Source organism: Streptomyces sp. NPDC057287 (assembly GCF_042667905.1).
Classification (GTDB): domain Bacteria; phylum Actinomycetota; class Actinomycetes; order Streptomycetales; family Streptomycetaceae; genus Streptomyces.
Genome location: NZ_JBHUYV010000028.1, coordinates 46,134 through 60,108, shown reverse-complemented (window position 1 = coordinate 60,108; position 13,975 = coordinate 46,134). Strand labels below are relative to the sequence as shown.

The window sequence follows — 13,975 nt, the reverse complement described above, 5'->3', positions numbered from 1 at the left end:
CCCAAACTTGTGAACAACTGCTGTCGGTTCTCGTGAACAGAGCCAACCGCCCGACCCCTGATTGCAACACGACGCCAGCCCCCAGCGAAGCCGAGAGAAACGATGCATCCCGACACCTCTGCAACCGCCCTCGCCACGAACGCCGCCACCGCAGTAGCCCCTCGCCTCGCCGCACTCGCGCCGACCGAACGAGGTGCCCTACTTCGCGCTCTCTCTGGAGTCCTTCACGATCACACCGACGATCTCGTCCACCTCGCCGACGAGGAAACTCACCTCGGCACGGAGCGTCTCCAAGGTGAAGTGCTCAGAACCCGCGTACAGCTGCAGATGTTCGCTGACATTGCGGAAGAAGGCGCCTACCTCGATGTCGTCATCGACCACGCGGACGCGAAGGCGTTCCCCGTCCCGCGACCGGACGTGCGACGCATGCTCATCCCTCTGGGACCGGTAGCCGTCTTCACCGCATCCAACTTTCCCTTCGCCTTCTCCGTACTCGGCGGCGACACAGCGAGCGCCCTGGCAGCCGGCTGCCCCGTAGTGATCAAAGCTCACGAAGGCCATCCCAGGCTCACCGATGTCACCGTCGGCCTCGCCGCCACCGTCCTGCCCGCAGGGTGTTTGACCGTCGTCCACGGACGTGAGGCGGGCCGAGCCCTGGTCACCGACCCCGCCATCCAGGCCGTCGGCTTCACCGGCTCAACCACCGGCGGTCGGGCCCTCTTCGACCTCGCCGCCAGGCGGCCCTCCCCCATCCCCTTCTACGGAGAGCTGGGCTCGCTCAACCCCGTCGTGGTCACACCGGCTGCCCTCGCCCAACGAGGGGCCCAGCTCGTCAAGCAATACATCGCATCAGTCACCCGCAGCCAAGGGCAGCTGTGCACCAAGCCGGGACTGCTCTTCCTGCCGAGCAACCACGACCTGAGCGAACTGCTGGCCACCGAGATCGCACAGGTCAACTCCACGCCCATGCTGGGCCCCTGGATCAGCGAGGCCTACCGCGCAACCGCCGCCGAACTAGCCGCCCACCCCGCGGTGAGCACCATTTCGTCGACCCTCACCACCTCGGACAGCGAGCACACGCACGAAGACTCGCCCACCTTGCTGACGCTCCCTGCCCACGACCTGCGCGCCCATCCGGAACTTCTACGCGAATGCTTCGGGCCCGCCTCCATCGTGGTCACGTACGACTCCGCCGAAGACCTTCTCGCCACTCTGAAAGAACTGCCTGGCAGCCTCACTGCCACCATCCACGGCCGGGAAGGCGAGGACGAACAGCTGTCCCAAAGCATCTGGTTCACACAGCGTGCTGGCCGCTTCATCTGGAACGACTGGCCCACCGGAGTCGCAGTCACCCGCGCCATGCACCACGGCGGCCCGTGGCCTGCCACGACCAGCTCACCCCACACCAGTGTCGGCGCCGCGGCCATCAACCGTTGGCTCCGCCCCGTGGCCTATCAAGGCACCCCCGAGGCTCTGCTGCCAACGCCCCTGCAGAGCAAGAACCCGTGGAGCATTCCTCAAAGCCTGAAGTAGCGCAACGCCTGCACGCCACGAATCGCGGCCGTTCCAAACGGATGGGCAGCGACTGGGATCCGATTCGGAAAGCCTCCGACAACCACCCTTGTGTGCAGTAATGGAGGGGCGAGTCTGCTGGTCAGGGTCGCCGCAGAGCTCGCCGCGTAAGGCGGTCCGAGCGAAGCGCTGTTGCCGCAGGTGACGGCGGCGGCCACTGTCGAGTGGCAACGGGTTGCGCCCGTGGAGGTCGCGATCGGGACCACTTCCGCCTTGTTTCCAGGTTGCCCCGAGTCAGGCGCGTTGGTGACTGTGCGCTTAAGGGCGTGGGGCGCCCGGAGGTCGGGGTTGTGATGCGGCTTTCGCGGCCGGCGGTGTGAGTTCGCTGGCGGCGCCGGATCTTGTTGCCGGCCACAGCGGTGGTGGCGATCACTGCTACGGCGGTGGCGAGAGCGGGGCCGCCGTAGGTGATGACGTGCTGGAGGGAAGTGGCCGCGACGTATCCGGTGGTGGCTTCGGCGCCGGCCCACAACGGTGCGGCGAGCAGGCTGTAGGGGGCGATGCGGCGGTAGGGCAGGAGGGTCGCCCCGGCCAGGTGCGGGGTCAGGGTGCGCACGACGGGGACGAAGCGGGAGAGGAAGACGGCGTGGCCACCGCGTCGCGCCATGAGTGCGTCGGCTCGCTGCCAGACGGCGGTGGGGATGCGGCGGCCGAGGCGTCCGGTGCGCAGCTGGCTGCCGAGCAGGTGCCCGGTGCGGTGGCCGAAGGCGTCCCCGGCGACGACCGCGCCCGTGGCGGTGGCGATGACGAGAGCGAGGTTCAGGTTGCCTGCACGGGCCAAGGCCCCTGCGGCCAGCAGGAGGGTCAGGGTCGGGATGAACGCGCCGACCACCAGCACGGACTCGGCAAACACCGCGGCGGTCAGGATCGCGTAGGCGGCCGGAGCGGGGACGTGGCCGATCAGGCCGGTCAGTGTGTTCACGAAGCCACGCCGACCGTGATGTCCAGCGCTGCCGGGTCAGTCGTGCGGGTGGGGCGGCGCAGCTGCCAGACGGTGGCCGGGGGCAGATTGCCCCAAACGGTCCAGCAGCCGGTGGCGTACCGGCGCTGGTAGCCGGCGAGGACCTCCTCGACGGCGCGGTGGCGGCGGGCTTCGGTGCGGGAGGCGGTCAGGGCCCGGACGTAGCGGGTGCCGCGGTAGGCGAAGTAGGTGAGGGTGCCGCCGGGGTGGAGCAGTTCCATGTACCGGTTCATGATCGTCTCGACCTGGTCGGGGGTGAAGTTGGTGAACGGCAGGCCGGAGACGATCACGTCGTAGGGGCGGCCGGTGTCGAGCTGTTCGACGAGGGCGTGGTGGACGCGGACCCGGTCTCTCTCGCCGGCCGGCCGCGCATGGATACGGACCAGGTGGCGCAGCTGGGAGGCGAAGCGCGCGTTGGCCTCGACGATGTCCAGTTGGCTGCCCGGGGAGAGGCGGGAGAGCAGGGTGCGGGTGACCGAGCCGGTGCCCGCACCCGCCTCCAGTACGTTCAAGGGGTGGGTTCCGTGCTCTTGGACCGGGTCGGTGAGCAGGCGGGCGAGCGCTTTGCTGCTGGGAGCGATGGCTCCGGTGGTGCGCAGGTCGCGGGCTGCTTCGAGGAGGAAAATCCAGCCCTCGGCGTTGCGCTGCGCGAGGACACGTTCGTGTGAGGTGGTCCAGTCGTCCATGTCTTCGACGCTAGAGACGGCCACTCTCCTGCGGATCGTCCCTTGTGCGACCGCCTTCCCCTACGAAAGAAGGGGGCGCCGTGGCAGAACGGTGGACGTGCGACAGACGGCCGTCTGCTTACGCTGCACCGGTGAAACGAGAACAGAGCCACAGATGGGTCGTGTACGGGCGCTATGGCCTGGTGGCATTGCTGACGCTTGCCGCGGTGCAGAACACGGCATCGAGTGCCGGCGGCCAGTACGGTGTCGTCCGCACAGCGGTGGTGCTCGTCTGCGGGATCGCCCTGCTGCTGCGCCGGAGCCCCTGGCTGCTCGCCCCGGCTCTCACGACGGCGGCGGCCGGCGTGTGGGGGTGGCCGATGCTCCCGTTGCTCCTGCTGGCCCTGTTCGACCTCGCTGCCCGTCGGCGCATCCTGGCAGCCGTGCTCTGCTCTGCAGTGGCCCTCACCGGCAACGCCGTCCTGCACCCGGCTGTGTCCCTGTGGAAGCCGCAGCCCTATGGTTCGGTGCTCTTCGTGCTGCTGGCTGTAGTGGGTGGGCTATGGATGGGAAACCGGCGCCGTCTGGTCGAGGCGTTGAATGCCCAGGTGGAGCATCTGCGGACCGAGCGGGAGCTACGCGAGCAGGCCGCCCGCATGGCTGAGCGGTCCGCGATCGCGGCGGAGATGCACGACGTGCTCGCCCACCGGCTCAGCCTGATCGCCCTGCACACAGGTGTCCTGGCCACGAAAAGGGACGCCCTGCCGGATCCCGTCATCGAACGACTCAGCCTGCTGCGCACCGCCTCCACCGAGGCCCTTACCGATCTGCGCGACGTTCTCGGCGCCCTTCGCACCGAGACCTCTGCGGCAACCGACCGGCCCGCACCGGCGCTGCGCGACGTCGACGAGATGATCGGGCAGGCCCGGGCAGCCGGACAGGTCATCGACACGATGGTCGAAGGCAGTCGGGAGCAGGCTCCCGCGGCACACCGACTGGCCGTCTACCGGCTGGTCCAGGAAGCACTGACCAACGCCCGCAAGCACGCCCCGGACGCGCCTGTCCATGTCCGCGTCGATTACGGGCCGCCCGCCACCCTGATCGAAGTCACCAACTCCCCGGGTACCAACCTCCGTGGCGCTCAGCCGGTTCCTTCGGGGTTCGGCTTGATCGGTCTGCGCGAGCGCGTAGAAGCACTGGGCGGGCACCTGAACGCCGGGCCCGGCGGCGGCGGTACCTGGAGGCTGGCCGCCCGCATTCCCCACCCCCTCACCGAACAGAACGGTCCTCGCCAGTGATCCGCGCCATGGTCGTCGACGACGACGCTCTCGTCCGCCTCGGACTGACCGACCTCCTCGACAGCGACGACGCCATCGAGGTCGTCGCCCAGGCCACCGACGGGCTCCACGCCATCGAGCAGGCCACCGCCCACCGGGTCGACGTCGCACTGGTCGACGTCCGCATGCCCCGCATGGACGGCATCGCCGCCACCCAACGCCTGCGCGCCCTGCCTCACCCACCGAAGGTGATCACCCTGACCACCTTCGACCTCGACGAGTACGTCTACGACGCGTTGGCCGCAGGCGCCGACGGCTTTCTCCTCAAGGACACCGACCCTGCCGAGATTCTGCGTGCCGTCCACCTTGTAGCCGCCGGATCGGCCATGCTCCACCCCACCGCCGCCCGCCGCCTCATCGACCGCTACCACCACACGGGCCGCCCCCGAGCAACCCAGGCCCAGACCTGCATCGGTTCCCTCACCCCACGCGAAAAGGACGTCCTTGCCCTGCTCGCCCAAGGAGACACCAACGCCGGCATCGCAAGAGCACTCGGCATGCAAGAGAGCACGGTCAAATCCCACGTCAGCCGCATCCTGACCACCCTGGGTGTCACCAACCGCGTCCAAGCCGCACTCCTGGTCCGCGACGCGGGCCTCACGCTCTGAGATCAGCCTCAGCGTCGCCACCATCAGGGACAGCCGGTACCCAGTTCCGCGCACGGAACCTGTTCCACCGCTGTTCACGATGCTCCCGGTTGGGTACCACTATCCCGTGTGGAGGCGTCCACCGCGGTCTTCCTCCAAGGTGCCTTGGTCGGGTGGCTCCACGCCGGGGGAGCGGTGCTTATGACGGCACGCACCGAGTTCTCCGCGATGCCGTGGTCCGTCAGCACGGCAGAGCGGCAGGTCCTGGCCTTCGCCACCGCGCGGTGCTTGCGCGGCGCCTCGCTTCGCCGACCGGTCGTGATGAGCAGCGCGGTGTCGCGGTTCGGGCCGTGACCCGTTGCCCAGCTCAACGGTTCGGGCGCGAAGCCGGAGTAGGGGCCGGTGCGCAGGGACAGCAGAGCGGGGCCGCGGTCGGGAATTCAGGCGATCGTTGCGTCGGCCGGTCCGTGACGCATGCCAAGGGCCGACAGCACGCGCCTCACGTACAGCGTGAGGGCTCTGGCGAGAAGGGGTCTTGACCTCGAATCCTGGACACACGAGACACTTGATCCTGCGGATCTGAAAACGGACATCTCGTGGTTATGAAGAACTACCCGCCGCAGTTCAAGGCGGACGCGGTCGCGCTGTACGAGTCGCGGCCGGAACCGATCAGGTCGATCGACGCCGATCTACCTGGGCCCTGTCACCCGCCACCTGGGGACCGACGTACTCGCGGAGCACCTGCTGCCGCAGGCCCCCGCCCGATCCCGTCGACGCTCCGCTCGACGACACGGCCGTCGAGGAGCTGAAGTCCAGATTGTGGCGACCGGCCTGCCGGTCGCCACAACCGCGGCAGGCCGGACGGCGCCCCCGGCCGCCGCGAAACGCGTTCGGGCCGCCGGTCAATCCGCCGGACGCAGCCGGGTCAGTACAGACCCGCGCGCCGGGCGACGTCCTCGCCGTGCTGCATCCGACGGCGCGCGTCGTCGCCGAGTGCGGTGATGACGCCGGCGACGACGGTCTCGAGGACGGCGAGGGTGGGGACGAGGCTGTCGTAGGGGGAGGGCGCCGCGACCCGGCTCGGCAGGACGACCTCGGCGTGCGGCGCGGCGGGCGAGAGCCAAGTGTCAGTGAACAGGATGACCTTGCCGCCGTGTTCCTGGACGAGGGCGGCGACGGTGGTCGCGTCGGCCTCGTAGCGGCGGTAGTCGAAGACGACGAGGACGTCCCGCCGGGCCAACGCGGCCAGGATGGCGGCGCGTTCAACGTCGCGATCCGGCAGAAACCTTACGTCGTCGCGGAGTTGCATCAGGTGTAGACCGAGGTACTGGGCGAGAAGGTGCGTGAAGCGCCCGCCGACCAGCGTGATGCGGCGCTTGCGGTCTGCAAGGAGCCGGACAGCATGCTCGAAGTCGTGCGGCGGGAGTTCGGCGAGGGTCGCGGTGAGCGCACCGGTGAAGACCTCGCTGCCGTGGCGCAGGAGGGCGGAGTCCTGGTCGTCGCCGTCGCCGCTCGTCTTCTCGGCGCGCGCGTACCCGGTCGTTTCGTACAGCGAGAGCGGAGAGGCGTTGCGTGCGTCGAGTTCGTCGCGCAGGGCGGCCTGGAAGTCAGGGAAGCCCCGGTATCCGAGCCGGTTCACGAACCGGATCACCGTCGGCGCACTGACGGCGGACCGCTTGGCGAGCACCGCGACCGTCTCGAACCCGGCCGCCGGATAGCCCGCGAGCAGCACCCGCGCGACCTTGCGCTCGGCCGGGCTCAGCTCGCCCAGCTTCTGCCGGATGTCGTCGGCGAGCGCGCCAGAGGCCATGGTGTTCGATCCCTTCGGGGTGTGCGGGCTGTCCGGCGAGCCTACTGGCGTGGAGCGTCCGCGGACGACGCCCGGCCTGCCCGCCCACGGGTTAGGCCGGGCGGGCAGGAGTCGGTGCCGGGTGTATGAGCGGCATCGAGCGGGGCGGAGCTGGAGGTCCGGCGCCGCCCCGCGCGGTTGTCCGGCCCCCTGCCGCCCGGGGCTGTCGGCGCGGCTACTCGGAGGTGATCCGGATGCCGACACCGGTCAGGGTCTGCGGTGCGGCGGCGTCCTTGCCCCAGGCGACGAAGCCGGGCGCCTTGTCGAACGTGACCGTGAACCGCGGCCCGTCCTCGTACGTCGTCGCCGCGGCGGTGCGCTGGGCGCGGGTCGCGGCCAGGGCACGGGCGGTGTCCAGGAAGGAGTACGGGACCCCGTCGGGGTTGGCGACGGAGTAGAAGACGTCGCCGTTCGCGGGCACCGGCGCGGTCGACCGGGGCAGGAGCGGCCGCTTGCCCGGGGCGGGCAGGGCGAGCCACGTCCGGGGGGCGTAGCGGTCCCCGTCGGTGAGGTAGCTGTAGCGCACACCGCTCACCGACCAGGTCCCTGCTTCGGTCCCATCGGTCCCTCGCGCCCGCCGCAGGTCGAGCACGGCGACCCCGCGCGGGCCGAGCACCCGCACCCGCTCGCGCGTGCTGCCCGGGTGCTCCACGACGAGAGCGGTGTTCTCCTCCAGCGCGTACACCCGGTCGTTCCCGGTGTCCGCGGCCAGCCGTATCGCCCGGCCCTCCCGGCCGTACGCCCCGCTATGCGTGTCGATCAGCCCCGACCGCAGGAACCCGAACCCGCCCTCCGGCTCGTACCCGAGCACGGTCGGGTCATCGAAGTACCCCGGGCTGCTGCCGTCCCGCAGCCCCTCGTACGACTCGCCGCCCGTCACCATGTCCTTGCCGGCCGCGATCTGCGCGCCCGCGCTCGACCCGGAGACGACCGCGCCCGCCCGGAGCTTGGCGCGGATCGCTGCGAGAACCTTGGTGTCCTTGTGCGCGGGGCCGTTCAGCAGCGTGGTCAGGTATCGCGATTGGTCACCGCCGCCGAAGAAGAACCCGCTCATCGAGTTCACCTGCCGGACGACGGTGGCGTCGTCCGCGTTCGCGACGTGGTCCAGGTCGATCGGGATCCACTGCGCGTCCGCCGCCCCGTGCGACTTGAACAGGCCGGCGTAGTAAGCCCCGTTGCACTTGGAGTTGGAGCAGAGCTCGGAGTCCGCGGCGTCCGGGTCCTGGCTCTCCGGCACGGATGCGGCCGTGATCACGCCGATCCGGGCGGTCGCGCCGCCGGCGCGGTTGATGATCTCGCCGTAGACCTGCTTGTTGTCGTCCTTCAGTCCGCCGCCGACGAGGACGAGGGAGCCGTCGTGTCGTTTGCCGCCGTCGGCGGCGGCCGTGGGGGCGGTCACCAGTGTGAGGAGCAGGGCGGTGGCGCAGGCGATGAGGGTGGAGCGGGTCATAAGAACCTCCTGGTTGGGGAAACAGCTCGACCTGCACTCGAGGTCGAGGACGAGCCCACAAGGACTTCACCCGGGCCGGCGAGAAGTGGCGTTCATTCAGCCCGGCGGGGGGTGCCCCCTGCTTGAGCGAAGCCGAGAGCTTGGGAGTTTGAGGCCACCGGGCGGAGCCGCGAATCCCCGCTGCGCGGGGCGGGCGGGGGCAAGGGGCCTGCAAGCCTTGCTGTGCGCTCGGTCGGGCTGTGCCCACCCGTTCCGCCCTGCGGACGATTGCCCCCCCGCCAGGGGGAGCCCGCCTGCCGAGTGAGCTGGCCTGGCCGCAGACAAGTCAGTCGGTGCGGGTGGTGCCGAGGGAGGCGACGAGGCCGGCCAGGAGAGCGACCCGCGCCGGAACCGTGGTCACGTCGAGCCACTCCTCGGGAGTGTGGTCCGCGCCTCCGACGGGCCCGAGCCCGTCGAGGACGGGCACACCCACCCCGGCGATGATGTTTGCGTCCCCGACACCCCCCGTCGCGGCCGCACCGAACGACAGCCCCCACTGCGCCCCGACCGAACGCGCTTGGGCGAACAGCCCACGCACCGCACCCGTCGCCTCCATCGGCGGACACAGATCGACCTGCCGCACCTCGACGGACGTCCCCGCCACCACCGGCACCGCTGCCGCCGACTCGATCGCGGCGCGGGCCCGGGACATCCCCTCCGCGGTCGCCGACCGCACCTCGACCTGCAACTCCGCTGTCGGACAGACGATGTTGGTGCGCTCGCCCGCCCGCACGACCCCGACGTTGACGGTGACATCCGGCCAACGCCCGTTCAGCGCCTGCAACTCGACGACGAGGTGCGCCGCGGCCAGCGCCGCGTTCGCCCCCCGCTCCGGCTCGATCCCGGAGTGCGCGGCCCGCCCGGTCACGGTGAGCAGGAAGTCCGCGACCCCCTTGCGCGCGACGACGAGATCCCCGTTCTCCCGCGCGCACTCCAGCGCCAGAGCACAGTCCACCCCCCGCGCGACCCGCTCGGTGACCGCCCGGGAAGACGGCGAGCCGATCTCCTCGTCGGGCGTGGCGAGCAGGACGAGTTCGGCGTACTCCGTGACCCCTGCCGCAGCGAGGATCTCCAGCGCGGTGAGTCCGGCGAGCAGTCCACCCTTGTCGTCGCTGACGCCGGGCCCGTGGGCGAGCGGGCCGCGCCGCGAGAACGGCCGCGCGGCGGCGGTGCCGTCGGGGAAGACAGTGTCCATGTGGGCGGCGAGCAGCACCCGCCGCCCCCCGTCCTCGGGGGCGAGCGAGCCGCGCCGGCGCGCGACGAGCACGTCCCCCGCGTCCGGTCCGCCCCGCACCCGCTCTACCTCGAACCCGGCCCCCGCCAACCGCCGTGCCGTCCAGTCCGCGACCCGGTTCACCCCGGCCGGGCTGTACGACCCGGAGTCGATGGCGACCAGCTCCGCCAGAGAGGACAGGTACCCTTCCAGGCGCGACTGCGCGTCCGCAAGCAGCCGGCCCGTGTGGGCCCCCTGCCGCGAGGGCGCGGTCACAGCACCTTGGAGAGGAAGGCGCGGGTGCGCTCCTGCTCTGGTTCGACGAGGATCCGGCGGGGGTCGCCCGCCTCGACGACCACGCCGTCGTCCATGAAGACCGCGGTGTCGCCGACCTCGCGGGCGAAGCCGATCTCGTGGGTGACGACGACCATGGTCATGCCGTTGGCCGCCAACTGCCGCATGACGTCCAGGACGTCACCGACGAGCTCGGGGTCGAGCGCGGACGTCGGCTCGTCGAAGAGCATCAGCTTGGGCTTCATCGCTAGCGCCCGGGCGATTGCGACCCGCTGCTGCTGGCCGCCGGAGAGCTGGGCGGGGTAGTGCCCGGCCCGGTCCCCGAGGCCGACCTGGTCCAGGAGCCGGCGGGCCTCTTCCCGCGCGATGGCAGTAGACGCGCCGCCGACGCGGAAGGGCGCCTCCATGATGTTGCGCTCGGCGGTCAGGTGCGGGAAGAGGTTGAACCGCTGGAACACCATGCCGATGTCACGGCGGTGCGCCGCGATCTCCTTCTCCCGCAGCTCGTGCAGCCTGTCGCCGTGCCGCCGGTAGCCGACGAGGTCGCCGTCGACGGCGAGCTTGCCGCCGTCGATCTTCTCGAGGTGGTTGATGCAGCGCAGGAAGGTCGACTTGCCCGACCCGGAGGGGCCCAGCAGGCAGCAGACCTCGCCGTGTTCGACGGTCAGGTCGATGCCCTTGAGGACCTCAAGCTTCCCGAAGTGCTTTCGCACGCCCTGGGCGTGCACCATGGGCGCGCTCAACGCACCTTCTCCTTTGCGTTCTTCGGACGCCCACCGAAGAGCCGCGCCCCACCGAGCAATCGCCCGAGAACCGTGGCTCGTTCTGTCCGCCCCGTGCCTCGCCCGTACCGCCGCTCCAGCCACGCCTGCGGAACGCTTAGCAGGCTGACCAGGGCCAGGTACCAGAGGGACGCGACGACGAGCATCGGGATGACCTGGTAGTTCTGCGCGTACACGTCCTGGATGTTGGACATCAGGTCGTGCGCGGCGATGACCGAGACCAGCGCGGTCATCTTGAGCATGTTGATCGTCTCGTTGCCCATCGGCGGGATGATGACCCGCATGGCCTGCGGCAGCACGATCCGGCGCATGGTCAGCGCCGGCCGCATGCCGAGCGAGTGGGCGGCTTCGGTCTGGCCGACATCGACGGACTGGATGCCGGCCCGGACGATCTCCGACGCGTACGCCGCCTCGTTGAGGCCGAGGGCGAGCAGGGCGGCGACCGTCGGGGTGAGCAGGTCGTTGGTGTCGACCTGTACGAACGTGATGTCCGTGAACGGGACGCCGATCTTCACGTGCTGGTACAGCGCCCCCGCGTATCCCCAGAAGATGATCTGGACGAGCAGCGGGGTGCCGCGGAACACCCACACGAACAGAGACGACAGGCCGAGCAGCACCGGGTTCGACGACAGCCGCATGACCGCGACGAGGGTGCCGAGGGAGAGCCCCAGGGCCATCGAGGCGACGGTCAGCCAGAGGGTGGTGGCGAGCCCGTCGAAGATCAGGTCGGCGAAGAGGTAGTCGCCGACGACGTCCCAGCGCAGGTTGGCGTTGGTGGCGAGCGAGCCGACAAGTCCGGCCAGCGAGAGCAGCGCGGCGCCCGCAGCGATCCAGCGGCCCCAGTGGCGCACGGGAACGACGGTCAGCTCCTCGTCGGCCGTCGTTCGTGGCACGGTGTCGAGTGCGGTGGTCATCTCTAGTCGACCGCCGCGTTCCTGGTGGCTTCCTTGACCGCGATGGAGCCGACGCCGTACTTGTCGAAGATCTTGGCGGCGGTGCCGTCGTCGATGAGCGACTGGAGGGCCTTCTGGATCCCCTCGGTCAGCTCGGGGAGCTTCTTGGAGACCGCGATGCCGTTCGGGGAGGCGTTGTAGCCGCCGGTGGCGGCCGGGTCGTCGACGACCTCGAAGCTGGCGCCGTCGTCGGCGGTCTTCGCGGTCCAGCCGGCGGCCGGCTTGGTGAGCACCTGGGCGACGACCTTCTTGGCGCGCAGGGCGAGCTGGGCGTCGGAGTCCTTCGGGAAGGTCTGGATGTCGATCTGGCCGCCGCCGGCCTTCTTACAGGCCTTCTGGTGCCCCTTGAGCAGGTCGAGCTGGTTGGTCGCGGCCTGGACGGCGACTTTCTTGCCGCACAGGTCGTCGAGCGTGGTTATCTTCTCCGGGTTGCCCCTGGCGACCAGGATCCCGGAGCCGGAGACGGAGTAGTCGACGAAGTCGACGACGGCCTGCCGCTCCTTGTTGTCCGTCATCGCGGACATCGCCACGTCGAACTTGCCGGCCTGGATCGCGGGCACGATCCCGTCGAACTTCTGCGGGGTGAAGGCGAACTTCACGCCGAGCCGGGCGCCGATGGCCTGGCCCAGGTCGTAGTCGAGACCGGTCAGTTCGGGCTTGCCCTCCTCGACGAACATCTCGAAGGGCGCGTACGGCACGTCGGTGGCGACCCGGACGGTGCCGGAGTCCTTGACGGCGGCCGGCAGCGCGTCGTGCTGCGCGGCGTCCTTCTTGACGCTCACGCCGGCGATCTCGACGGCGGCGGGCGCCTTCGCGGAGGTCTTCTCCGTGGTGTCGTCCCCGCCGCAGGCGGTGAGCGTCAGCAGGGCCGAGACCGTCACAGCGGCGACCGAGGCGCGGCGAGGCAGATGTTCGTACTTCACGATGGTTCCCTCCCGAGGAGTGTCAGCCGCCGGTGACGTGAGACGTCCGTGCACCGCGATCGGCTTGGATGTGAAGTTACACATGGCGATGTTGTTTGAACAGATGTAATGAACGTTACGTTCATGTCACGACGCTGTGCGCGAGTCGAAACACGGACGCAGGACGGTATCCGCGTTACATCTGTTCATCGCACCGGAGCATCTGTACCTTCCATCACCACCGGCCCTCGTCGGCGTGGTCGGCCCCCTCCATCCCTGGGAGAACTCCGTGTCCCTACGTCCCACCGGCCACCTGGCCGCCCCTCTGACCTGTCTGGTCACCTCTCTCGCTGTCCTGCTCTCCGCCGCCGTCGTCTCCGCGCAGCCGGCCGAGGCCGCCGCGAAGAGAGTGAGACTCGGCAGCGCGTCCGACGTCTCGCGCACCACCTGGTCCGGCCCCGCCTACACCATGAACGGGACCGGCGCGGTCGTCCCCGCCACCATGACCAAGGCCATCGACGCGATCCGCGGCGGCACCGGCAGCCTCGACGTCGTAGTCCTCGCCGCTTCCGCCCCCACCTCCGGCAGCCAGACCCCCGAGTGCGACGCCACCATGCGCCTGGCCGGGGTCAACTCGTGCACCACTTGGACCCTGGGCACCCGCAACGACGGCAACAACAGCCAGGCCAACACCGACATCCGCAACGCCGAGTTCGTGTACTTCGCGGGCGGCGACCAGTGCAAGTACGCGGACTGGAAAGGCACCGCACTCCAGAACTCGGTGAAGTCCGTCGTCGCCAAGGGCGGCGGTTCCGGTGGCGGCAGCGCCGGCCACCACATCAACAGCGCCGTCGTGTATGACGCCTGTGAGGGGAGCGTCACATCGGACGAGGCGCTCTACGACCCCTACGACCCGTACATCACCTTCACCACCGGCATGTTCAACTGGGCGAACTACGCCAACACCATCAATGACTCGCACTTCCAGGAACGCGACCGCATGGGCCGAACCATGGCCTTCGTCGCCCGCGCGATCGAGGACGGCCTCACCACCGGCGGCGCCGCCTGGGGCGTCGGCGTCAACGAGGGCGGCTCCCTCTTCATCGACAAGAACGGCCAGGCGACTGCCGCCGGCGCCGACACCTTCGTCGTCCTCGGCGACCACCGACCCGAGCGGGCCGAACCCGACCGCTACCTGACCTACTACGACTACAAGATCTGGCGCCTGCGCCCCGGCGCCACCTACGACTTCAGGAACCGCCCCACCTGCGGGTACTACCTCCGCAGCATCGACACCGGCGTCCCGGACGGCGAGCTCTACAGCGGCACCCCCGTCACCTCCTGCTGAGGCGGCTCACACGAAAGGGCGCG

The 13,975-nt window shown here is 69.9% G+C and carries 13 protein-coding genes; 5 read left to right on the top strand and 8 right to left on the bottom strand.

Features of this window, described 5'->3' with window-relative positions; translation table 11 throughout:
• Window positions 1-102 precede the first annotated feature (102 nt).
• Window positions 103-1,533: an aldehyde dehydrogenase (NADP(+)) gene (locus ACFUNE_RS35710; RefSeq protein WP_383576811.1), complete on the top strand. Its 1,431-nt coding sequence runs from the start codon at window positions 103-105 to the stop codon at window positions 1,531-1,533.
• 121 nt (window positions 1,534-1,654) lie between these two features.
• Here ACFUNE_RS35710 and ACFUNE_RS35705 read toward each other — a convergent pair whose 3' ends face one another.
• On the bottom strand, window positions 1,655-2,494 hold the full coding sequence (locus ACFUNE_RS35705; protein WP_383576809.1) for a DedA family protein: 840 nt from the start codon (window positions 2,492-2,494) through the stop codon (window positions 1,655-1,657).
• Entirely contained in the window at window positions 2,491-3,219 is a 729-nt protein-coding gene (locus ACFUNE_RS35700) for a class I SAM-dependent methyltransferase (RefSeq protein ID WP_383576807.1), read from the bottom strand. The genes ACFUNE_RS35705 and ACFUNE_RS35700 overlap by 4 nt, the downstream gene beginning before the upstream one ends.
• A gap of 131 nt (window positions 3,220-3,350) precedes the next feature.
• Between ACFUNE_RS35700 and ACFUNE_RS35695 the strand changes: the two genes are divergently transcribed.
• From ACFUNE_RS35695 to ACFUNE_RS35685, 3 genes are all read left to right on the top strand, one after another.
• A complete protein-coding gene (locus tag ACFUNE_RS35695; protein WP_383576805.1) occupies window positions 3,351-4,496 on the top strand; it encodes a sensor histidine kinase in 1,146 nt (381 codons plus the stop codon).
• Window positions 4,493-5,143 carry a response regulator gene (locus ACFUNE_RS35690; RefSeq protein ID WP_383576803.1) on the top strand — a complete coding sequence of 217 codons (651 nt, stop codon included), beginning with the start codon at window positions 4,493-4,495 and terminating at the stop codon, window positions 5,141-5,143. Before ACFUNE_RS35695 ends, ACFUNE_RS35690 begins: the two co-directional genes overlap by 4 nt.
• Before the next feature lie 180 nt (window positions 5,144-5,323).
• Window positions 5,324-5,476 carry a hypothetical protein gene (locus ACFUNE_RS35685; RefSeq protein ID WP_383576801.1) on the top strand — a complete coding sequence of 51 codons (153 nt, stop codon included), beginning with the start codon at window positions 5,324-5,326 and terminating at the stop codon, window positions 5,474-5,476.
• A 571-nt stretch (window positions 5,477-6,047) separates the two neighbouring features.
• Here ACFUNE_RS35685 and ACFUNE_RS35680 read toward each other — a convergent pair.
• The 6 genes from ACFUNE_RS35680 to ACFUNE_RS35655 all read right to left on the bottom strand — a co-directional run bounded on the left by ACFUNE_RS35680 (window position 6,048) and on the right by ACFUNE_RS35655 (window position 12,625).
• Window positions 6,048-6,932 (bottom strand): MurR/RpiR family transcriptional regulator, encoded by an 885-nt coding sequence (locus ACFUNE_RS35680; RefSeq protein ID WP_383576799.1) that lies wholly within the window; start codon window positions 6,930-6,932, stop codon window positions 6,048-6,050.
• A 214-nt stretch (window positions 6,933-7,146) separates the two neighbouring features.
• Complete coding sequence (locus ACFUNE_RS35675) at window positions 7,147-8,421, bottom strand: cyanophycinase (protein ID WP_383576797.1); 1,275 nt, start codon at window positions 8,419-8,421, stop codon at window positions 7,147-7,149.
• A 325-nt stretch (window positions 8,422-8,746) separates the two neighbouring features.
• Window positions 8,747-9,949 carry a M20 family metallopeptidase gene (locus tag ACFUNE_RS35670; protein ID WP_383576795.1) on the bottom strand — a complete coding sequence of 401 codons (1,203 nt, stop codon included), beginning with the start codon at window positions 9,947-9,949 and terminating at the stop codon, window positions 8,747-8,749.
• Window positions 9,946-10,698: an amino acid ABC transporter ATP-binding protein gene (locus tag ACFUNE_RS35665; RefSeq protein ID WP_383576846.1), complete on the bottom strand. Its 753-nt coding sequence runs from the start codon at window positions 10,696-10,698 to the stop codon at window positions 9,946-9,948. Before ACFUNE_RS35665 ends, ACFUNE_RS35670 begins: the two co-directional genes overlap by 4 nt.
• 8 nt (window positions 10,699-10,706) lie before the next feature.
• The gene (locus tag ACFUNE_RS35660) at window positions 10,707-11,663 is read right to left on the bottom strand and encodes an amino acid ABC transporter permease (RefSeq protein WP_383576793.1); all 957 of its coding nucleotides are present in this window, start codon (window positions 11,661-11,663) and stop codon (window positions 10,707-10,709) included.
• A 2-nt stretch (window positions 11,664-11,665) separates the two neighbouring features.
• Window positions 11,666-12,625 carry an ABC transporter substrate-binding protein gene (locus ACFUNE_RS35655; protein WP_383576791.1) on the bottom strand — a complete coding sequence of 320 codons (960 nt, stop codon included), beginning with the start codon at window positions 12,623-12,625 and terminating at the stop codon, window positions 11,666-11,668.
• A gap of 268 nt (window positions 12,626-12,893) precedes the next feature.
• Between ACFUNE_RS35655 and ACFUNE_RS35650 the strand changes: the two genes are divergently transcribed.
• Window positions 12,894-13,952 (top strand): hypothetical protein, encoded by a 1,059-nt coding sequence (locus tag ACFUNE_RS35650; RefSeq protein WP_383576789.1) that lies wholly within the window; start codon window positions 12,894-12,896, stop codon window positions 13,950-13,952.
• Window positions 13,953-13,975 lie beyond the last annotated feature (23 nt).